Source organism: Pseudomonas sp. AC247 (genome assembly GCF_979258015.1).
Genome location: NZ_OZ409829.1, coordinates 3,111,347 through 3,135,412 on the forward strand (window position 1 = coordinate 3,111,347; position 24,066 = coordinate 3,135,412).

5 protein-coding genes (1 of these 5 running past the window's edge) are annotated in these 24,066 nt (G+C 63.1%); 2 read left to right on the top strand and 3 right to left on the bottom strand.

Translation table 11 applies throughout. The features are described 5' to 3' along the window. The 3 genes from ACZZ0B_RS14135 to ACZZ0B_RS14145 form a co-directional block, all read right to left on the bottom strand. A protein-coding gene (locus ACZZ0B_RS14135) for a non-ribosomal peptide synthase/polyketide synthase (RefSeq protein WP_463545529.1) crosses the window boundary here: on the bottom strand, positions 1-1,537 show its 5' end (the start). The gene continues 16,307 nt to the left of window position 1, outside the view; 1,537 of the gene's 17,844 nt are visible here — the first part of the coding sequence; the start codon lies at positions 1,535-1,537; the stop codon falls past the left edge of the window. Then, entirely contained in the window at positions 1,534-14,544 is a 13,011-nt protein-coding gene (locus tag ACZZ0B_RS14140; RefSeq protein ID WP_463545530.1) for an amino acid adenylation domain-containing protein, read from the bottom strand. Before ACZZ0B_RS14140 ends, ACZZ0B_RS14135 begins: the two co-directional genes overlap by 4 nt. Before the next feature lie 238 nt (positions 14,545-14,782). Next, positions 14,783-21,193: an amino acid adenylation domain-containing protein gene (locus ACZZ0B_RS14145; protein WP_463545531.1), complete on the bottom strand. Its 6,411-nt coding sequence runs from the start codon at positions 21,191-21,193 to the stop codon at positions 14,783-14,785. A 486-nt stretch (positions 21,194-21,679) separates the two neighbouring features. Between ACZZ0B_RS14145 and ACZZ0B_RS14150 the strand changes: the two genes are divergently transcribed. Next, positions 21,680-22,474, top strand: coding sequence for a helix-turn-helix transcriptional regulator (locus ACZZ0B_RS14150; protein ID WP_440096152.1), 795 nt, complete (start codon positions 21,680-21,682; stop codon positions 22,472-22,474). 189 nt (positions 22,475-22,663) lie between these two features. Further along, a complete protein-coding gene (locus ACZZ0B_RS14155; protein ID WP_463545532.1) occupies positions 22,664-24,064 on the top strand; it encodes an efflux transporter outer membrane subunit in 1,401 nt (466 codons plus the stop codon). The last annotated feature ends 2 nt before the right edge of the window (positions 24,065-24,066 follow it).

Sequence of the window (24,066 nt, forward strand, 5' to 3'; positions counted from 1 at the left end):
AGATACGCTGTGGATCGACCTCGGTGGTGGCCAGCAATGTCAGGCTGAACGCGTCGCCGAAATCATCGATGCTCAGGGTCAGCGGGTAGTTGGTGCGTTCTTCGGAACTGAGGGTGCTGATGCCTTGCCACGCGGCGAGAGTTTCAGCACTGGCCGTCGCCGCCGTGTGGCTGTGACGGTAATTGAGCAAGGCACTGAACAACGGCGTCGGCGCGACCACGCCGCTGCAACGCTGGGCCAGTGCCAGCGGCGCGTGTTCGTGGCGCATCAGCGTGGTCAGGCGTTTGTGGGTCGCCTCCACCGCCGCTCGCACGCCTTGCGTATCGACATCGACCCGCAGCGGCAAGGTATTGATGAAGATCCCCAGCGCCCGTTCGGTGGCTTCGGCGCCCTGCATGCGTCCCATCAGCACCGTACCGAAGACCACGTTTTGCTTGCCGGTGAGCGTGGCCAATACCTGCGCCCAGCCCAGATGAAACAGGCTCGCCGCGCTCACGCCGAGCTGCCGCGCCTGCGCGCGCAGACGCTGGCCGAGCAGCGGGTTGATCGGCAGGCTCAGCTCGGCGATGCCGAGGCCGTCACCCTGCACATCCTGCAAACCGTACGGCAGCGTCGGCTCGGCAATGTCAGCGAGCATCTCGCGGAAAAACGCCTCGTGCTCGGCCTCACTGATGCCCAGCCGCGCTTGCGCGACGTAATTGCGAAACGGCACCGGGCGCCCGAGCGATTGATCCTGGCCGGTAAGGCAGGCGAGCAGTTCGTGACGCACCACGTCGAGCGCCGAGTGATCCAGCGCCATGTGATGGAACAGCAACGTCGCGACCACACGCTGGCCGTCCTCATCCCACGCGTAGGCCAGCCGCATCATCGGTGCGTGCTTGACGTCGAGACGGAAATGCCGCGCATCGAAGCGCTCGTGCAATTGCTGCAGTACAGCGCTTTCGCTGGCGTGCACCGCGACTTCTTCCACCGGCAACTGCGCTTGACGCCAGACCACTTGCAGCGGCACGTCCAGCCCCTCCCAATGCACCGCCGTGCGCAGGATGTCGTGGCGATCGATGACCTTTTGCAACGCCAGGGCAAAATCCTGCAATCGCTCACGGCTGCTGAACGCGAAGTACGATTGCATGACGTACGGATCGCCCTGCTCATTGCTGGCGTGGTGATAGAGAATGCCTTCCTGCAACGGCGCCAGGGGATAGATGTCCTGCACGTTGGCGGCGCCACCCGGTACCTCGGCAATCAAGCGGTCGAGGGTTGGCTGATCGACTTCAGCCAGGGTCACCATCGCTGGTGTGATGTGCGTAGTGCCGGGAAGAATGCCGTTGGCCGGTACATCGATCTGGCCGACGCGGGTGGCAGAATATTGGCCGGCCTTGATCAGCTCGATCAACGCCGGTTTGTGCTCACGCAGCGCGGCCAGCAGCGCTGGGTCGCTCAACGCCTGTTTGTTGCCATTGACGCGCAATTGCTCATCGGTCACCGCCAACTGAATGTCTTTTGCCTTCAGGGTTGCCAACAGTTCGAGCACATTCACAGGACGATCTCCATTCTTTCGGTAATTGCGGCGTAGCCGGCCAGGGTCGGTTGTTCGAACAACGCCCTGACGTCGGCTTCCATGCCTTCCTGACGCAACCGGCCGATCAGACTGACCGCCAGCAGCGAGTGACCGCCCAGCTCAAAAAAGTGATCGTGACGCCCTACCCGCTCGACGTTGAGCAGTTCGGCCCAGAGCCGTGCGAGGGTGATTTCGACATCGCCGACCGGGGCTTCGTATTCGCGGGTTTTCAGCGCTTGCCGGTCCGGCGCCGGCAGCGCCTTGCGGTCGAGCTTGCCATTGGGGCTCAGCGGCAAAGCATCGAGATGCACGAACACGGCAGGCACCATGTAGTCCGGCAAGTGCTCAAGCAAATGACTGCGCAGCACGTCGATTTCCAGGCGTTCACCGGTGTAATAGGCAACCAGACGTTTATCGCCGGGCACGTCTTCTCGGGCGACCACCACGGCTTCCTGCACACCTTCGATCTGGGCAAGACGTGCCTGAATTTCGCCCAGTTCAATGCGCAGACCGCGAATCTTCACCTGATCATCGTTACGGCCCAGGTATTCGATATTGCCGTCAGGCCGATATCGCGCGACGTCGCCGGTGCGATACATGCGCCCGTTCGGATGGAAAGGATCATCGAGGAAACGTTCGGCACTCAACTCAGGCCGGTTCAGATAACCGCGCGCCACCTGCACGCCAGCGATGTACAGCTCGCCGATCACGCCTTGCGGCACCGGTTGCTGTTGCGCATCGAGGATGTACAGGCGGGTGTTGGCGATCGGTTTGCCGATCGGCGTGTTGTCCGGGGTCTGCTCGATAGGCCCGGCGCAGTTCCACGCGGTGACATCGACGGCGGCTTCAGTCGGGCCGTAGAGGTTATGCAACTCGCTGCCCGTTAACTGGAGTTTGAAACGTCGCACCAGACTGCCCGGCAACGCTTCACCGCTGCACATCACCCGACGCACGCCGTCGCAGCGCGCGGTGTCGCTGTTGGCGAGGAACACGTCGAGCATCGACGGCACAAAGTGCAGCGTGGTGATGTTTTCACGTTCGATCACTTCGCTCAGATATTGCGGATCCTTGTGCCCGTCGGGCCGCGCCATGACCAGTCGCGCGCCGGTCATCAACGGCCAGAAGAACTCCCACACCGACACGTCGAAGCTGAACGGGGTTTTCTGCAACACCGAATCGGCAGCCGTCAGGCGATAAGCGTCCTGCATCCACAACAAGCGGTTGACCACACCGGCATGCTCGTTGACCACGCCTTTCGGTTGGCCGGTGGAGCCGGAGGTGTAGATCACGTAGGCAGTGTGTTGCGGGGTCAGCGCCGGGATTTGCGGATTGTCGGCGGACAGGGATTGCCAGGTGTTCTGGTCAAGATCGACCGCCTTGATATCCCCCAGCAACTCGCGGGTCGCCCCGTGCACCAACACCACGGCCGGCGCGCTGTCTTCGAGCATGTAGGCGAGGCGCTCCGGCGGATAGGCCGGATCCAGCGGCACATAACCGGCACCGGCCTTGTTGATCGCCAGCAAGCCAACAACCATTTCCAGGCTGCGTTCGACGCAGATCGCCACCCGTGAGTCCACTTGCACGCCGAGGCTGATCAAGTGCCGGGCCAAGCGGTTGGCGCGCTCGTTCAACTGCGCGTAGCTCAATGTCTGATCGTCGGCGCCTACTGCGACAGCTTGTGGCGTGCGCAGCACCTGCGCTTCGAACAAGCCGTGCAGCGTCTGCTGCAAGTCGTAATCGACGGCGGTGTCGTTGCGGCCGAACAGCATCGCCTGCCGCTCCTCGTCCGCCAACACCGTCAGGCGATTCAACGGTTGCTGCGGAGTGTGCTGCAACGCTTCAACCAGCGCGAACAGCGCGTTCTCCATGTACTGGCCAATACGTGCCGCACCGATGCGCGACGGGGTCATCACTGTCAGTTGGAAGCCGCTGCCGAGATCATCGACGTTGAGGGTCAACGGGTAATTGGTGCGTTCCTCGCCGGCGAGGGATTCGATGCCCTGCCAGGCCTCACGCTGGGTATTTTGCTGAGCTTCGCTGTCGCTATGGCGGTAATTGAGCATCGCGCTGAACAGCGGCGACGGCGCCGCGACACCGCTGCAACGCTGGGCCAACGCCAGCGAGGCATGTTCGTGGGCCAACAGCGCACTGAGCCGCGCGTGCGTCGCCTTGACCCCGGCGCGCACGTTGCTTTCGTCAATGTCCACGCGCAATGGCAAGGTGTTGATGAACATGCCCAGCCCACGATCCGCGCCCGCCCCACCCTGCATGCGGCCGAGCAACACCGTGCCGAAGACCACGCGCTCCTGAGCGGACGTTGCCGCCAGCACCCGCGCCCAGGCGAGATGGATCAGGCTGGCGACGCTGACGCCAAGCAATCGCGCCTGACTACGCAAACGCTGCGCCAGCACAGCAGGCAGCGGCTGGCAGACTTCCTCGATGTCATTGCCGTCGCCGTGCACGTCCTGCAAACCGAACGGCAGCGTCGGTTCGTCGATGTCGCCGAGCATCTCGCGGAAGAACACTTCGTGCTCTTGTTCACTGACACCAAGACGGGTCTGCGCGACATAATTGCGGTATGGCACAGCGGGCGCCGGCAATCGCTCATCGCCGCGCAAAATCGCCTGCATTTCTTCGCTGACCACCGCCAGCGCGGTGTGGTCCATGGCGATGTGATGGAACAACAGCATGGCAACCACGCGCTGATTGTCCGGATCGAGGGCATACACCAGACGAAGCAGCGGTGCCTGATCAAGCTCCAGACGCCAGTGGCGCGCATCGAAGCGCGCACGCAACTGATCGATGGCTTCACCCTGCGCGGGCGCCAGTGCCACGGCTTGTACCGGCAGCTCGGCATGGCGCCAGACCACTTGCACCGGCGCCGCGAGCCCTTGCCAGACAATCGACGTGCGCAGGATGTCGTGGCGCGTCATGACCTGACGCAGCGCTGCCGCGAACGCTTGAAAACGCTCAAGGCTGTCGAAGGCCAGACATGATTGCAGCAGATACGGATCACCCTGCGCGGCGCTGAGGTGGTGATACAGAATCCCTTCCTGCAACGGCGCCAGCGGATAAATATCCTGCACATTGGCCGCACCACCCGGCACCGTGGCGACAATGCGCTCGACACTGGCCTGATCCAGTTGCACCAGCGGCAGCATGTCCGCAGTGATGTGCGTGCAATCGGCCGGAATCAGATTGTCCGGCACGCTGACTTCGCGACCGCTGCCCACCGCCGCAGCCAACGCAGCCAACGTCGGCTGGCTGAACAGCACACGCACGTCGGTGCTCAGATCGACCTGGCGCATGCGCTCGATCAGCGTCACCGCCAGCAAGGAATGCCCGCCCAGTTCGAAGAAGTTATCGTGACGACCGACCTGCTCGACCTTGAGGACGTCCGCCCAGATCTGCGCCAGCGCGATTTCCACCGAACCTTGCGGCGCGGCATATTCGCGGCTCAACCACGCCGTTTGATCTGGCTGCGGCAATGCCTTGCGGTCGAGTTTGCCGTTGGCAGTCAGCGGCAGTGCTTGGAGGCGCACGTAAGCGGCAGGCACCAGCGCTTGCGGCAACTGCGCTTGCAGATGATTGCGCAGATCCTCGATGTCGATGCTCAGGCGTTCGGTAAACCACGCCAGCAACTGGCCGTCGCGCACCAGCACCACGCAATCCTGCACGGCTTCGTGAGCGCTCAACGCCGCTTCGATTTCACCCAGCTCGATGCGCACGCCGCGCAGTTTGACTTGATCGTCATTGCGCCCCAGGTATTCGATTGTGCCGTCAGCGAGCCAGCGTGCGAGGTCGCCGGTGCGGTACATACGCGCCTGCGGTTCGTCGCTGAACGGGTCGTCGAGGAAGCGTTCGGCCGTCAGCTCGGGGCGATGCAGATAACCGCGCGCCACACCGGCACCGCCGACATACAACTCGCCCGCAACGCCAACCGGTACCGGGCGCTGCTGATCGTCGAGCAGATAAATTTTCGCGTTGGCGATCGGCCGACCGATGTGCAGCACTTGCCCGGCCTCGATTGCGCCGGAGGTAGCGACCACCGTGGCTTCGGTCGGGCCATAGTTATTGATCACCGCGAAGGTCTGTTCACGCGGGAACTGCCGCAGCTTGTCGCCACCGATCAACAGCGTGCGCAAGGTCGGGTGGCCGAGCTCGCGACTGAACGCATACTCGGCAACCGGTGTCGGCAGGAAACTCACCTGCAACGGCTGCGTACGCCACCATTGCAGCAACTCGTCGAGGTGCTCGTTGCTCACCGTTTGCGGCGGCAAGTGCAGGGTCGCGCCGACACACAGCGCCGGCCAGACCTCCCACGCCATGGCATCGAAACCGAAGCCGGCGACGCTCGACGTGTGGCTGCCGGCGCGCAGGTCGAAGGCCTCGCAGTGCCAGTGCACGAGGTTTTCCAGCGTCGCGTGTTCGACCATCACGCCCTTCGGCTGGCCGGTGGAGCCGGAGGTGTAGATCACGTAGGCAAGGTGCGCTGGCGTCAGCGTCGGCAGTTGCGGATTGCTCTCGGACAAGTGCTGCCAAGTGGGATTGTCCAGATCAATCAGCGGCACTGCGCCGAGCAAATCAGCGGTCGAAGCCTGTGCCAGCACCGCCATCGGCGCGCTGTCCTGCAACAGATAGGCGATGCGTTCTGCCGGGTACGCCGGATCGACCGGCACATAACCGGCGCCGGCCTTGAGGATCGCCAGCAACGCGACGAGCATGTCCGGGCTGCGGCGCAGGCACACGGCGATGCGGTCATCGGGCTGCACGCCGAGGCCGAGCAAGTGATGGGCCAGGCGATTGGCGCGCTGATTGAGCTCAGCGTAGGTCAGTTGCTGACCGCCCTGAACCACTGCCAGTGCATCCGGCTGCTGCTCGGCCTGAACCTCGATCAAACGGTGAATCGTCGTGCTACGCGGATAGGCCGCGGAGTGCTGGTTGAAGCCGAGCAGCAAGTGCTCGTATTCCGCCACCGGAAGCACCGGCAAACGGTTGAGCGGACGTTGCGGCGTCTCTTCCAGTGCCGTCACCAGATGCTCGAGCGCGGTGTGCATGTAACTGCAGATCCGTTGCGCGCCGATCTCTGCGACCGCGAGCACATTGAGGGCAAAGGCTTCGCCCAGATCATCGACCGACAGGGTCAGCGGATAATTACTGCGCTCCTCGCCACCGAGCATGCGCACGCCTTGCCAGATACCTTGGTCATCACGCGGCTGTTGTGCGGCGGCGCTGTGCCGGTAATTGAGCAAGGCGCTGAACAACGGTGCGGAGCCGGCCATGGCCGTGCAACGTTGGGCCAGCGCCAACGAAGCGTGCTCATGACCGAGCAGCGCCGTCAGCCGTGCATGGGTGGTTTTCACCCCGGCGCGCACGCCTTCAGCGAGATCGACGCGCAGCGGCAAGGTGTTGATGAATACCCCGAGCGTGCGGTCGGCGCCCTCGCCGCCCTGCATCCGCCCCATCAACACCGTGCCGAAGACCACGTCGCGGCGGCCGCAGACCACGCCCAGCACCTGCGCCCAGGCCATGTGCATCAGGCTCGCCGGGCTGACGCCCAATTGCCGGGCCTGTTCACGCAGACGCAGATTGAGCGCGGCATCGACCGGCTGCAGCGCTTCTTCGATGCCACGCCCGTCGCCCTGCACATCCTGCAGACCGAAGGGCAAGCTCGGCTCATCGATATCGCCGAGCATCTCGCGGAAGAACGCTTCGTGCTCCTGCTCATCGGCGCCAAGGCGTGCCTGCGCCACGTAGTTGCGGTAAGGCATCGGCGGCGTCAGCGTGTCGAGTTGATCGAACATCAGCGCATGCATTTCCCGGCCGATCACCTCCATCGCGGTGTGGTCGAGAATCGAGTGATGGAACAGCACGATGGCGACGACTCGCTGTTGCAACGGATCCTCGGCGTAGACCATGCGGATCAGCGGCGCCAGCGTCAGATCGAGGCGGTAATGCCGCGCGTCGAAACGTGCGTGCAACTGTTCGAGAATGTCGCCATCCCGAACATCCAGCGACACCTGCTGCACAACCATCCGGGCCTCGCGCCAGACCACTTGCTGCGGGCTGGGCAAGCCTTCCCAGACCACGCTGGTGCGTAGAATGTCGTGGCGGACGATGACCTGCTGCAAGTGTTCGGCGAAGGTCTGCAAACGTTCGAGGCTGTCGAAGGCCAGACGTGATTGCAGCAGGTACGGATCGCCCTGCTCGGCACTCAAATGGTGATAAAGAATGCCTTCCTGCAGCGGTGCCAGCGGATAGATGTCCTGCACATTGGCAGCGCCGCCGGGCACCGTCTCGACGATGCGCTCGATGCTGGCCTGATCCAGCGTGGTCAGGGTGAGCATGTCGGGCGTGATGCGGGTGCAAGCGGCCGGAATCAGATTGGCCGGTACTACGATTTCCCGTCCACTGCCCAAGGCCCGTGCCAGCGCGGCCAGGTTCGGCTGATTGAACAGCACGCGCACATCGGCGCTCAAACCGGCCTGACGCATGCGCTCGATCAGGCTAACCGCCAACAGCGAATGGCCGCCCAGTTCGAAGAAATTGTCGTGGCGGCCGATCTGCTCGATGTTCAGTACGTCGGCCCAGATCTGCGCGAGTGCCACTTCGACCGGGCCTTGCGGCGCTGCATATTCACGGCTGAGCCACGCGTCCTGATCCGGCTCGGGCAAGGCCTTGCGGTCGAGTTTGCCGTGGGCGGTCAGCGGCAGGCTGCCCAGTCGCACGTAAGCCGCGGGCACTAAAGTGTCCGGCAGTCGCGCTTGCAGATGCTGGTGCAAGGCGCTGATCTCGACCGACTCGATTTCAGTGAACCAGGCGAGCAATCGCCCGTCGCGCACCAGCACCACGCACTCGCGAACCGCATCGTGGGCACTCAGCACCGCCTCGATTTCACCCAGTTCAATCCGTACACCGCGCAGTTTCACCTGATCGTCGTTGCGTCCCAGGTATTCGATGTTGCCATCGTCCAGCCAGCGCGCGAGGTCGCCAGTGCGGTACATCCGCGCGTGCGGTTCGTCGCTGAACGGATCGTCGAGGAACTGCGCAGCGGTCAGTTCCGGACGATTAAGATAGCCGCGCGCTACCCCGGCGCCACCGACATACAACTCGCCTTGCACACCGGTTGGCACGGGCTGTTGCTGACGGTCCAGCAGATAGACTTTGGCATTGGCAATCGGCCGGCCAATGTGCAAAACCCGCCCGGGCTCGATGCGCCCGGAAGTCGCCACCACCGTGGCTTCGGTCGGGCCGTAGTTGTTGATTACATCGAAGGTCTGATCACGCGGAAACTGGCGCAACTTGTCGCCACCGATCAGCAACGTGCGCAGGGTCGGATGGCCCAGCCCGCGACTGAACGCGTATTCGGCCACCGGGGTCGGCAGAAAGCTCACTTGCAACGGCTGCGCGCGCCACCATTCGAGCAATTCATCGAGGTGTTCGTTGCCGATCGACGCCGTCGGCAGATGCACCGTTGCGCCGACGCACAGCGCCGGCCAGACCTCCCACGCCATGGCATCGAAGCCGCAACCGGCGACGCTGGCAGTGTGGCTGCCGGCATACAGGTCGAAGGCTTCGGCGTGCCAGTGCACGAGGTTTTCCAGGGTACGGTGCTCGACCATCACGCCTTTCGGTTGCCCGGTAGAGCCCGAGGTGTAGATCACGTAGGCCAGATTCGCCGGGGTCAGCCCCGGCTGTTGCGGATTATCGTCAGGCAGGTGGCGCCAGTCGCTGGCGTGCAGATCAATCACCGGGACGGCGCCGAGCAGGTCGCGCGTCGAGGCCTGCGCCAGCACCGCGATCGGGTCGCTGTCCTGCAACAGGTAGGCGATGCGTTCAGCCGGGTAATCGGGGTCAATCGGCACATAACCGGCGCCGGCCTTGAGAATCGCCAGCAGCGCAACGAGCATGTCCGGGCCGCGACGCAGGCACAGCGCAACACGGTCATCGAGCTGCACGCCGAGGCCGATCAGGTGATGGGCGAGGCGATTGGCGCGCTGATTCAGTTCGCGGTAGCTGAACTGTTGCTCGCCCTGCACCACCGCCAGCGCCTCGGGATGTGCCAAGGCTTGCGCTTCAAAAAGGCGCGGCACTGTTTGTGCGGGCGGGTATTCACGACCGCTGATGTTGAAGCCGACCAGCACCCGTTGCCGTTCGCTTGGCGACACGATCGTCAGTTGCTGCAACGGCGCCGTCGGCGTGTACTCAAGTGCCGTGACCAGACTGTGTAACGCGGTTTGCAAGTAATCGCAGACCCGCGCCCCGTCGACCTGCGGCACCGCTTGCACGCTCAAACGGAAACCCTCGCCGAGGTCGTCGACACTGACCACCAGCGGATAATTGCTGCGCTCGCGCGAGCTGAGAATCTGCACGCCTTGCCACGTTACCGCGGCCGATTCCGGCGCACTGTGGCGGTAGTTGAGCAAGGTACTGAACAGCGTCTGCGAACCGCCGACACCGCTGCAACGCTGGGCCAGCGCCAATGACGCCTGCTCATGGCCGAGCAACTGCGCCAGACGCGCATGCGTGGCACGCACGGCGCTTTCTACCGAATCCGCACCGACGCTGACGCGCAACGGCAAGGTGTTGATGAACATACCCAGCGCCCGATCAGCGCCCTCTCCACCCTGCATGCGCCCGAGTAACACGGTGCCGAACACCACGTCTTGTTGGCCAGACACCTGCGCCAACACCTGAGCCCAGGCTTGATGCACCAGGCTGGCCACGCTGATCCCCAATCGCCGCGCCTGCTCGCGCAGACGTTGGCCGAGGCCGGCATCGAGGTCTGATTGGCTGTCGAGGATGTCGCTGCCATCGCCGTGTACATCCTGCAATCCGAACGCCACGGTCGGCTCGTCAATGTCGGCAAGCATTTCGCGGAAGAACGTCTCATGCGCCTGATCATCGGCGCCGAGCCGCGCCTGCGCGACAAACTGGCGGTATTGCACCGGCGGCGGCAAGTCGCTGCTGCGGCCGAGCATGACGTCGTTCATTTCCGCGATCAGCACTTCCAGGGCCGTATGATCGAGGACGATGTGGTGCAGCAGAAGCATGCCGATCCAGCGTTTGTGCGGCTGATCTTCGGTGTAAGCGAAACGCATCAGCGGCGCGCGATTGAGGTCCAGTCGATAGTGCCGTGGATCGAAACGCGCCTGCATCTGCTCCAGCACATCGCCGTCGAGTTCATCGGCGTCGACGCGTTCCAGCGCCAGTGGCGCCTCACGGCAGACCACTTGCACGGCCTCTTCAAGACCCTCCCAGAAGATGCCAGTGCGCAAAATGTCATGGCGTTTGATCACGCCGTTCAAGGCGCGAACGAAGGTTTTGATCTGGGCCAGACCGTCGAAGGCAAATTGCGCCTGCAGCACGTACGGATCACCGGCGCTGGTCGCCAGATGGTGATAAAGAATCCCCGCCTGCAACGGCGCCAGAGCATAGATGTCCTGCACATTGGCGATACCGCCCGGCACGCTGGCAACCACACGGTCGATCGCGACCTGGTCGAGATGGGCCAGCGGCAACATGGCCGGGGTAATGCGCGTGCAACCCGGTTCGATCAGGTTGTCCGGGACAACGATGGCACGTTCGCTGCTCAAGGTCGCCGCCAGCGCCGCCACGCTTGGCTGACCAAACAGTACGCGCACGTCACAATGCAAATCCTGCTGGCGCATACGCTCGATCAGCTTCACGGCCAGCAATGAATGACCACCGAGTTCGAAGAAGTTGTCATGGCGGCCGACCTCCTCGACACCGAGCAACGTCTGCCAGAGCCCGGCGATCAGGTTTTCCACGGCGCCAACCGGCGCTTCGAAACCACGACGGACGAAGTCATCGCTGTCCGGTTGCGGCAGGGCTTTGCGGTCGAGCTTGCCATTGGCGGTCAGCGGCAAAGCGTCCAGACGCACGAAGGCGCTTGGCACCATGTACTCAGCCAGCGACACCAGCAGTTGATCGCGCAATTGCACGACATCCGGCGCCGCACCTGCGTCGGCCAGCCAATAAGCGACCAGTCGCTGATCGCCGGGGCTGTCCTCACGGGCAATCACCACGGCTTCGCGCACGCCTGCGCAGGCAGACAGGCGCGCTTCGATTTCGCCCAGTTCAATGCGGAAACCGCGAATTTTCACCTGATCGTCGTTGCGCCCCAGATATTCGAGGCTGCCGTCGGCGGCCCAGCGCGCCAGGTCGCCGGTTTTATACAAACGCGCCTGGCCGTTTTCGCTGAACGGATCATTGATAAAACGCTCGGCGGTCAGCGCTTCGCGATTCAGATAACCGCGCGCCACGCCGGCCCCGCCGACATACAACTCGCCAATCACGCCGACCGGCACCGGTTCGCGCAGCGCATCGAGGACATACAGTTGCAGGTCGGGAATGCGCACGCCAATCGGGCTGACGCCGAGCAACTGCGCGTCGGCGGCTTGCAACGGCCGATAGGTCACGTGCACGGTGGTTTCGGTGATGCCGTACATGTTCACCAGCCGTGTGCCGGCGTTGCCGACCCGCGCGTACCACGGTTTGAGCAGGCCTGGCTCCAGCGCTTCGCCACCGAAAATCACTTCCCGCAAGGAATGCTGCAACGTGCTGCGCCCCTGCGCGGCGATCAGTTGGCGGAACGCACTCGGCGTCTGGTTGAGCACGGTCACGCCGGTTTGGCAGAGCAATGCGTAGCAGTCGTCCGGCGCGCGGCTGATGGCTTGCGGGACCAGCAGCAATTGCCCGCCGAAAGCCAATGCGCCCCAGATTTCCCACACCGAAAAGTCGAAGGCGAAGGAATGGAACAGCGCCCAGGTGTCCTGTTGATTGAACTGAAACCAGTCATGGGTGGCAGAAAACAGCCGCGCCACGTTACGGTGCTCGACCATCACACCTTTGGGCAAACCGGTGGAGCCCGAGGTGTAGATCACGTACGCCAGATGCGCCGGGGTCAGTTCGGGGATCTGCGGATTGCTGTCGAGTTCGGCCTTGAGCTGGCCGCTGTCGAGGTCGATCTGCGGCACGTCGAGATCGGCGACGCACTCGCGCCTCGCGGCTTGCAGGAGCACTGCTGCCGGGGCACTGTCCTGCAAGGTGAAATGAATTCGCTCCAGTGGATAGGCCGGGTCGATCGGCACATAACCCGCGCCGGCCTTGAGTACTCCGAGCAGGCCGATGATCATTTGCGGGCCGCGTTCGACGCAGATGGCCACGCGGTCGTCAGGGCGAATGTTCAGCGCCAGCAAATGGTGGGCGACCTGATTGGCGCGGCGGTTGAGTTCGCCGTAGCTGAGCGTCTGCCCGTCGAAAATCAGCGCTGTGGCGTCAGGTCGGGCCTGCGCGTGGGCTTCGAATTGCTGGTGGATCAGCGGCTTTTCGGGGAACTGCGCCAGCGGGGAATTGATGCCGCGCAGCAGTTGTTCGCGTTCGCTGGCAGGGAGGATGTTCAGCGCTTGCAGTGCCACATCGGCGCTGGATTGCAGGGCCGCCGTCAGACTTTCCAGCGCCGTGTTCAGGTACGCGGCCATGCGCTCGGCACCCAGTGCCTCATCCGCCAGCGCGGTGATGCGCAAGTCTTCGCCAAGGTCATCGATATTGATCGTCAGCGGATAGTTGGTGCGCTCGCGGGCGCCGAGCACCTGCACACCGGGGGCGATATCGACCACGTCAGCGACTTCTTCGACGCTGCTGTGCCGGTAGTTGAGGATCGCGCTGAACAATGGCGTCGGTACCGCGACGGCGCTGCAGCGTTGGGCCAGGGCCAGCGAGGCCTGCTCATGCGCCAGCAACGCTGTCAGGCGTCGATGGGTCGCCAAGACCCCCGCGCGCACGCTTTGCTCGCCGACATCAACGCGCAGCGGCAAGGTGTTGATGAACATGCCCAACGCCTGCTCGCCGCCCTCGCCCGCGTCCATGCGCCCCAGCAGCACGGTGCCGAACACCACCGCCGTGCGCCCGGACAATTGCCCGAGCACGCGGGCCAGGGCCAGATGCGTCAGGCTCGCGACACTCACGCCGAGCTGCCGCGCCTGCTCGCGCAACCGCCGGCTCAAGCGACTGTCGAGCAGCAACGCGGCTTCCTCGATGGCGTGGCCGTCACCCTGCACATCCTGCAAACCACACGGCAGCGTCGGCTCGTCGATGTCGGCGAGCATCTCGCGGAAAAACGCCTCTTTCGCCTGTTCATTGCCGGCACTGCGCGCCATCGCCAGGTGATCACGGTACGGCACGGCCGCAGGCACTTGCGTGGTTTTCCCGAGCAGAAATGCCTGGATTTCCCGGCGCAGCACATCCAGCGCCACGTGGTCCATGATCATGTGGTGAAACAGCAACAACGCAACTACGCGGCCCTGAGCGGGATCCTGTGCGTAGACCATGCGCAGCAGCGGTGCTTGCTGCATGTCGAGGCGGAAATGCTGCGGGTCGTGACGCTCCAGCAACTGCGTGAGCACATCGCGGTCGCCGTCGACGCTGATTGCCTGACACACCAGCGGCGCCTCGCGCCAGACCACTTGCACCGCTTCGTCGAGGTATTCCCAGACAAACGAGGTGCGCAGAATATCGTGACGCTTGACCACCCAGCGCAGCGCGTCGGCGAAGGCGTTCAGCCGTTGCTGACTGTCGAACACGAAGCGCGCCTGAGAGATGTAGGGATCGCCGGCAACCGCCGAGAGATGGTGATAAAGCATGCCCTCCTGCAACGCGGACAGCGGATAAATGTCCTGCACGTTGGCCGCACCCCCCGGCACTGTGGCGACGATGCGGTCGAGGGCATCCTGCGCCAGGTTCACCAGTGGCAGCATGTCCGGGGTAATGCGAAAGGCCGGGCTCAGCCAGTCACCGCCGTGTTCGGCGACCAGTTCCAGCAATTGCGCCTTGTGCGCCGCGAGGCTGTCCCACAACGCGTCATCCAGCGCGTCGTCGCTGCCCAGAATGACCAGGTCTTCATCTTCCTGTTGAAGGCGGATCGCATGGGTGGAAATAACAGCCATCAGTTCGCTGAAATGCATGAGGTAACCTGCTGTAAATACGAAAAAAAAGGAGCGCGCAGCAGCGAGTCCGTGCACGCGGCGCGCAGCCTGGAAAAACTAAAACATCGGGGCGTGGGTGTCTGACATGGGAAGCGGGGACAAGCCGCCCTGCCCGCTGTTCGCCTTTGTAGGAGCTGCCGCAGGCTGCGATCTGTTGATCTGCTTTTAAAAACAAAATCAACAGATCGCAGCCTGCGGCAGCTCCTACAGGGAGAGGTCAGAGGCGGCGTTTGCGGTTGAGGTTGGGGATGGTGGTCTGGGCGATCTCGACCTGCCTGGCCTGCCGCGAGGTCTGGGCCGCCAGCGCGGCCAGTGTCGGCTGGCTGAACAGCGTCCGCGCATCGACATGCAGCCCGGCCAGACGCATGCGCGCAACCAGACTGACCGCCAGCAACGAATGCCCGCCCAGTTCGAAGAAATTGTCGTCGCGCCCCACCTGCTCGACCTTGAGCACCTGCGCCCAGATCTGCGCCAAAGCCGTTTCAACGTCCCCTTCGGGTGCCGCATAAGGCCGACTGAGCAGTGCCTCCGCCCCCGGTTCCGGCAAGGCCTTGCGATCAATTTTGTCGTTGGGTGTCAACGGCAGCGCCGCCAGCAGCACGTAAGCGCCGGGCACCATGAACTCCGGCAACCGCGCCAACACATGCGCGCGCAACGCTTCAAGCGTCGGAGCAGCCAGCCCGGCACGGACGCTGTAATAAGCCACCAGTCGCTCATCGCGCACCAGCACCACCGCCTCACGAATAGCCGAGTGTTCGAGCAAACGCGCTTCAATCTCGCCGAGCTCAAGACGAACCCCGCGCAGCTTGACCTGAAAGTCATTGCGCCCGAGGAACTCGAGATTGCCGTCAGCGCCGTAACGCACCAGATCCCCGGTGCGATACAAACGATCACCGGCCACGAACGGGCTGTCGATAAAACGCTCGGCCTGCAGTTGTGGCAGTCCCAGATAGCCGCGCGCCACGCCCACTCCGCCAATGTGCAAATGCCCGCTGACGCCAAGCGGCACCGGTTGATCGCAGCCATCAAGCACATACAGCCGAGTGTTGCTCAGGGCCTTGCCGATCGGCACCAGTGTCGGCGGCAGCGGCTCGCCGGGCTCCAGGGTCCAGCCGCTGCTGTCGACCGTGGTTTCGGTCGGCCCGTAGACGTTGTGCAGGCGCACCCACGGCAGGCGTTCACGCACTTGCCGGGCCAGCGCGACGGTCAACTCGCCGCCACCGTTGAGCACGTCGGTGAGGCTGGTGCACTGGCTGACGTCGTCCTGTTCGATGAACTGCTGCAACAGCGCCGGGACGAACTTGACCACCGTGATGTTCTGCTCGCGGATCACTTGCGTCACATACGCCGAATCGCGATTGCCATCGGCGCGCGCAAGGACCAGGCGCATGCCCGAACACAGCGGCCAGAAAATCTCCCACACCGAACTGTCGAAACTGTACGGGGCCTTTTGCAGCAACGCGCCGTGTTCAGTCGGCGGCGCCAGTTGCGAGCCCCAGTGCACCATGTTGCAGGCGCTGCGGTGCTCGATCATCACGCCCTTCGGCGTGCCCGTGGAGCCGGAGGTGTAGATCATGTAGGCCAGATTGGTCGCGCCGAGACCCGGCACCTGCGGATTGTCGTGCGGCTGGTCCTGCCAGGCGCCGAGGTCGAGATCGATCAGCGGCACGCCGGGTTCGCCGAGCAGATCGCGCGTCGCGGCATGCACCAGCAGCACGACCGGCGCGCTGTCCTGCAGCATGTAGTTCAGCCGTTGCAGCGGGTAATCCGGATCGAGCGGCACATACGCACCGCCAGCCTTTAGAATGCCCAGCAGACCAATCACCAGTTCCAGCCCGCGCTCGACGCAAATCGCTACCCGCGAATCAGGCTGAACGCCCAACCCGCGCAGGTGATGGGCCAAGCGGTTGGCTTGCTCGTTGAGTTCGCGATAGGTCAGGCACTTCTCGGCGAATTGCACCGCAATGGCATCCGGCTTGCGCAGAACCTGTTGTTCGAACAGCGCCTGCAGCGGCTGGTCCATTGGGCAATCGACTGCCGTATCGTTGAACTCGATCAGCAGTTGTTGTAGCTCGTCTTGCGGCAGCAACGGCAGACTGTTCAACGGCCGTTGCGGGGTAGTTTCCAACGCCTCGACCAAACCGTTCAAAGCGGCCTGCACGTAAGCGCAAATCCGCTGCGCGCCAATGCTCGACAAGGTTCTGCTGGTCAGCCGCAAACCGCTGCCGAAGTCATCGACACTCAAGGTAAACGGGTAATTGGTGCGTTCCTCGTTGGCCAACGTTTCGATGCCCTGCCAGGTTTGCCGGGAGGTGTCTTGCTCGACATCATCGCTGTGCCGGTAGTTGAGCAAGGCGCTGAACAGCGGCGCGGGTGCGGCGACGCCACTGCAACGCTGGGCCAGCGCCAACGAGGCATGTTCATGGCCGAGCAAAGCACTCAGCCGGGCATGGGTGGACTTCACCGCTGCGCGCGCGCCTTCGCCGACATCGACCCGCAGCGGCAAGGTGTTGATGAACACCCCCAGCGCACGGTCGGCCCCCGCGCCACCCTGCATGCGGCCCATCAGCACCGTGCCGAACACCACACTTTGCTGGCCGGACGTCGCCGCCAGCACCTGCGCCCAGGCAAGGTGGATCAGGCTGGCAACGCTCACGCCAGCCACACGCGCCTGTTGTTGCAGGCGCTGGTAGAGATCGCTCGCCAGGGTTTGCTCGGCTTCTTCGATGTTGCTGCCGTCGCCCTGGACGTTCTGCAGCGCGAACGGCAAGGTCGGCTCGTCAATGTCGCCGAGCATCTGCCGAAAGAACTGTTCATGCTCCTGTTCGCTGACGCCGAATCGCGTTTGCGCCACATAGTTGCGGTACGGCACCGGTGCTGCCAGCGGTTCGCCGTGCCCGGACAGGCTGGCGTGGATTTCTTCGCGCATTGCCTCCAGTGCGACATGATCCATTGCCAAGTGGTGGAACAGCAAAATGCCGACCACGCGGTCATGCGCAGGATCGCGGGCAAACATCAGGCGCAGCAGTGGAGCCTGACTCACGTCGAGGCGATAACGCCGCGCGTCAAAACGCTCGTGCAATTGATCGATGATCGCGCCGTGAGCAGGATCCAGTTCGACTTCCTGCACCGACAAAATCGCCTCGCGCCACACCACTTGAACCGGTGATGTCAGCCCTTCCCAGACCACGGCCGTGCGCAGGATGTCGTGGCGTGCCATGACCTGACGCAACGCAGCGGCGAAGGACTCGACCCGCTCGATGCTGTCGAACGCCAGCAGTGATTGCAGCAGGTACGGATCGCCCTGTGCGGCGGTGATGTGGTGATAGAGAATGCCTTCCTGCAACGGCGCCAACGGGTAGATGTCCTGCACATTGGCGGCACCGCCTGGCACGGTTGCGACGATACGCTCGATCATCGCCTGATCCAGTTGCACCAATGGCAACAGGTCCGGCGTGATGTGCGTGCAATCGGCGGCAATACGGTTGGCCGGCACCGCGACTTCACGGCCGCTGCCCTCCGCCGCGGCCAACGCGGCCAGTGTCGGTTGGTTGAACAGCACCCGAACATCGCTGCTCATGCCGATCTGACGCATGCGTTCGATCAGGCCGACGGCCAGCAACGAGTGGCCGCCCAGCTCAAAGAAATGATCGTGACGCCCTACCCGCTCGACCTGCAGGACTTCGGCCCAGATCTGCGCCAGGGCAATTTCGACGTCACCTTGTGGCGCCTCGTATTCACGACGAATCAACGCTTCCGGCCCCGGTGGCGGCAGGGCCTGGCGGTCAAGCTTGCCGTTGGCGGTCAGGGGCAGACTCGCCAGACGAACGTAAGCGGCCGGCAACATGGCGGCTGGCAAGCGCGAGGTCAGGTGCGCATGCAGTTGCAGGATGTCCAGCGATTGACGTTCGGTGAACCACGCCAACAGCTGGCCGTCACGCACCAACACCACGGCTTCCTGCACCGCGTCATGGCTGGCGAGTGCCGCTTCGATTTCACCCAACTCGACACGCACCCCACGGACTTTCACTTGGTCATCGTTGCGGCCGACGTACTCAAGGTTGCCGTCGGCGCGCCAACGGGCGAGATCGCCGGTGCGGTACATGCGCGCGCCTGGCAGTGCGCTGAACGGGTCGTCGAGGAAGCGTTCGGCCGTCAACTGCGGGCGATTCAGATAACCCCGGGCCACCCCGGCGCCACCGACATACAGCTCGCCGATGATGCCGATCGGCAGTGGGCGCTGCTGATCATCGAGCAAATAAGCCGTGGCATTACTCACCGGTTTGCCGATGTGCAACGTCTGCCCCGGCATGATCAGTCCTGAGGTGGCGACCACCGTGGCTTCGGTCGGGCCATAGTTGTTGATCACCGCAAAACCCTGCGCGCGGTTGAACTGGCGCAGGCGATCACCGCCGATCAGCAAGGTGCGCAAGGTCGGATGATCGAGTTGTTTGCTGAAGGCGTATTCGGCGACCGGCGTGGGCAGAAAGCTGACGTCCAGCGGCTGCGCTCGCCACCACGCCAGCAACGCATCGATGTCTTCGCTGCCGTCGGATGCCGGTGAAAAATGCACCGTCGCCCCGGCACACAGCGCCGGCCAGACCTCCCACGCCATCGCGTCGAAACCGAAGCCGGCCAGGCTCGACGTGTGCTGCCCGGGGCCGAGACCAAATGCCGCGCAGTGCCAGTCGACCAGATTGCACAAGGTGCGGTGTTCGACCATCACGCCCTTGGGCAACCCGGTCGAGCCCGAGGTGTAAATCACATAGGCGAGGTTATTCGTGGTCAACCCCGGCACCTCGGGATTGGTGACGCTGTCGAGCGACCACTCGCGCCGATCAAGCTCAATCACTGGCAGCGCTGTGGCGGGCAAACGCTCGCGCACATCGCTTTGCGTCAGCAGCGCCACCGGCGCGCTGTCGCTGAGCAGATAACTCAGGCGCTCGGGTGGATGCGCCGGGTCGATCGGCACATAAGCGGCGCCAGCCTTGAGAATCGCCAGCAGCCCGACCAAGGTTTCCAGGCCTCTGCGGGCGACAATCGCCACCCGGTCATCGGGCCGTACGCCGAGGCCCAGCAGATGATGGGCCAGCGCATTGGCTTGCCGGTTCAGTTCGGCGTAACTCAGCGACCGCCCCTGATAAGTCGCGACCACGGCGTCCGGCTGTTCGGCCACGCGCGACTCGAAGCGTTGATGAATTGTCCGGTTTTGCGGATAGCTGACTCGGGTGTCATTCCACTCATTCAACCGGGCGAGTTCTGCCGGGCTGTTCAGATTGAAATCGGCGACGATCCGCTTAGGAGACTCCAGGCCTTGCTCCAGGATCAGCAACAAGTGCTCGGTGAACGACGCGATCTCGTCAGCCGTGAAATAGCCTGGCGAATACACCAGATGCAGCCAGGCCTTGTCGTTGTAGCGGTTGCTGCGCAGGTGAATGGCCAGCGGTGTCGCTTCGTGCTGGTTGGAGACCTTGACCACGTGCCCCGGTGCGTCGCCGTAACGGTAGTCATGGTCGTCCTGCTCGTAGGACACCGACAGTTCGAACAGCTGCGAACGGTCTTCGCGCAACAGGCCCAGCGCGCGGTTCATCTCGCTCAGCGGGTAGCGCTGATGACGGAAATCCTGCTTGAGGCCATCGCCGATTGCCTTGATCAATTCGCCAAAGGGCAACGCTCGGCCAAAGCCCATGCGCATTGCGCTGACCTGGGTGAACAGGCCCAGTGTGCTTTTGAAACGGGCACCGGAGCGATTGAGAATCGGCAAGCCGACCACCCACTCGTCGCGTTGCGCGGTGCGACTGAAATACACGTGCAGCGCCGCCAGCAACACATGAAACGCCGAGCCGCGCAACTGCCGCGCCGTGTCTTTCATGCGCTCGTGCAACGGGGTCGGAAACGCCTCGACATGGATGCGACCGGGCGCCGCTTCAGGGTCAAGGGGTTCGCGATGACGGGGGGTCAACAAGGGCTCGGGGACGCTGCGGTATTTGTCCAGCCAGTAGCGTTGATCAAGCTCATAGCGCGGTGACTGCTGGTAGCGCGCGTCATCCTCGATGAAGCCGACATAGGACGGCGCTGCCACCCCTGATTGCTCGCCACGGCACAACGCGCTGTAGATTTCGCCCACCGACTTGAACAGCAGGCCGAACCCCCAGCCATCAATAATCAGATGGTGCGCCTGTGCCGCCAGCCAGTGACGATTGTGATCGAGGCGAATCAGACAGAAGCGGAACAACGCCTGCCCGTTCAACGTGTAAGGCTGGGCCATCTGCTGTTCGACCAGCGCCTGTGCCGCCGACTGTGGATCGCGCTGTTCACTGAAATCATGCAACGGCATAACCACCGGTAGCGCCCACGCAAACCCCTGCAACGGCAACCCATCGTCACTGACGTCGCAGAGCAGAATCGTGCGCAAGGCATCGTTGCCTGCAACCAGTTGCTCAAGCGCCGAATGCAGCAACAACGGATCCAGCGGCCCGCTCAGTTCGACATAACCGCCAATGTTATACAGCGGCGAATCTCCGCGACTCAGTTGGTCCAGCCAGATATCCCGTTGGGCGGCAGTCAGCGGGAATGTCTCGACAGGCACGGACAGATCGTCCGCCACGTTGGCAGAAGTAGGCTGCATAAGATCCTTCTCATGTGATTTTGCCGGTATTCAAGCATCGGCCCTGACGCCGACATGACACCTGAAACCCGGACATCACTGCGCGCTTGGGCGTCCATCGACCTTATTGGCCTGACTGGCGCAGGTATTGTCGAAAAATTCGGAGAGGAAATACTGAAAAGCTTGTAGGAAAAGAGCCACACACCAGCGCTGCCATTTGCCCGCGCGCTGTTGAGCCGCGATCACGCCGCACCCGGTTTTACGGGCTCGGACGTGACCGAGCAGTCACTTCCCGCCTGTCGACAGCCCCAGCCCCCGTCAGAACCCCGGCGCCAATCTTCAGAAATAGTGGCACTTTGTGTCCCTGTTTTCCCCTACAGACGTAGGACAAAGCCATGGGCTTAAATCCCGCCTCAGATCATGTTCAAGGAGAAATGACTGCGTGGGCGGCTTTTGCATAGACGGCGGACGATTCAGCGACGGCTCTGAACCAGGGATGACAAGGATATGAATCTGACCGGCAGTATTCGCAACATGGAAAACCCGCATTTTTACTGGCAACTGGGCGAACTGATTGCCAGCACCGGCAACGACCACTTCGCCACGAACATGTTCCAGTTGGTCGACACGCTGGTGCCGGTCAACCGGGTCGATCTCAGCGAGTGGACGCTGGACGAGCGACAGGCCAGCGTCGTCGAGATCAAGGCACTGGGCAGCGCCGGATTGCCGCAGACCTTGCCGCCGCCGGATCCGCTGGAGCGCCCGGACGATCATCCACTGCTGGAAAAGATGATCGAAATGAACGACTCGCTGTTGATTCAATTGAGAGCTTCGCTGCAATCGCAACACCCCTCGCACAGTGCTCATCAATGCAATCTGGTCTCGCGCACTTCCAACCGGCGCTGTGTCATCTCGTTTTACCGTCCGCGCACCCAGCGAGTGTTTTCCCTCCCGGAACTGTCGTTTCTCAAGAGTCTCTCCGACACCCTGCTGCCGCTGATCGAACGCCATGCGCAGATCAGTCGGCAAACCCTCGCCAGACAACCGCGCCAGCCTTTGGCCGAACTGGATCAGGCGCCGCTGGCGCAGGTGTTTGACGAGCGTCTCGGGGTGAACGGGATTGTTCTGTCAGCGCGCGAGAAAGAGGTGTGTCTGGGCTTATTGACCGGCGGCACCGTGCCGCAGATGGCGGAAAAACTGCGGGTCAAGAACAGCTCGATCGAGACTTACCTCAAACGCGCCGCGGCGAAACTGGGAGTCAGCGGCCGGCATGGGCTGGCGAAATGGATGGCTGGGGCCTGAGCCGGTTCAAAATCCCCCACTGACTTCAACCCCCCCTGTAGGAGCTGCGGCACGCTGCGATCTTTTGATTCTGCTTTTGTTAAAAACCAGATCAACAGATCGCAGCGTGCCGCAGCTCCTACAGGGGGGAGTGTCTGGTTACGGGTTGTTCACTACAAGCATCTGCTCTTTCTTGAACGAGGCTGTTCGATGTCGACGTTGCGATTTTCTCTGCTGTCCATGGTCATGCTGATGGCCGGCTGCTCCCTGATTCCTGACTACCAGCGGCCCGCAGCCCCCATTGCCGCGCAATACCCGACGCCGACGCCGACGCTGGCCTCGGCCAGCACTGAAGACTGGCGCACGCTGTTCAACGATCCGGCGCTGCAACAACTCATCGCAAGCGCCTTGGTCAACAACCGCGACCTGCGCGTCGCGGCGCTCAATGTCGAAGCGTTCCAGGCGCAATACCGCATTCAACGGGCCGACCTGTACCCGGCGGTGTCGGCCAATGCCAGCGAAACACGCCAGCGCATGCCGCCGAGCGTGACCCAAGGCAAAGCGCTGATCAATTCGACCTACGCGGTCAACCTTGGCATCAGTGCCTACGAGCTGGACTTCTTCGGCCGGGTGCGCAGCCTCAGCGAACAGGCGCTGCAAACCTGGCTGGCGACCGAGCAGGCGCGGCGCAGTGCGCAGTTGAGTCTGGTGGCGAACGTTGCCAACGCTTACCTGACCTGGCGCGCCGATCAGGAACTGCTGGAGCTGACCCGCGACACCCTCGCCGCCGACGAGCAGAGCCTGCACCTGACCACGCGCAACCGCGAGGCCGGCAAATCTTCGGCGCTGGAACAGGCTCAGGCGCAAACCAGCGTCGACAGTTCACGGGCCAATCTGGCGCGCTATCAGCGCCAGGTCGCGCAGGACCTGAACAGCCTGACCTTGCTGGTCGGTACGCCGGTGTCGGCGTCCTTGCCCGGGCAACCACTGGCCAGCGATCTGGTCGAGCAACTGCCGGCCGGCTTGCCCTCGGACTTGCTGCAACGACGCCCGGACATTCTCCAGGCCGAATACAAACTCAAAGCCGCCAACGCCAATATTGGCGCGGCGCGCGCGGCGTTTTTCCCCAGTGTCAGCCTGACCGCCAATGCCGGCACTTCCAGCCGCGATCTATCCGGGTTATTCAACGCAGGTTCTGGCGCCTGGACTTTTCAGCCACAAATCAGCCTGCCAATCTTCAACGCCGGCAGCCTGCGCGCAAGCCTCGATTATTCAAAGTTGCAGAAAGACGTCGCTGTCGCCGAATACGAAAAATCGATTCAAACGGCGTTTCAGGAAGTCGCCGACGGGCTCGCGGCGCGTGCCACCTATCAGCAGCAATTGCAGGCGCAACGCGATCTGGTCGCGGCCACGCAAACCTATTACAACCTCGCGCAGAACCGTTACAAGAACGGCGTCGACAGTAGCCTGACGTTCCTCGATGCGCAGCGTTCGCTGTTCAGTTCGCAGCAAGGTCTGATCACCGACCGCCTCGCGCAACTGGTGGCCGAGGTCAACCTGTACACCGCGCTGGGCGGCAGCTGGCGGGGCGATGAATCGCGCGTGCAGTGAGC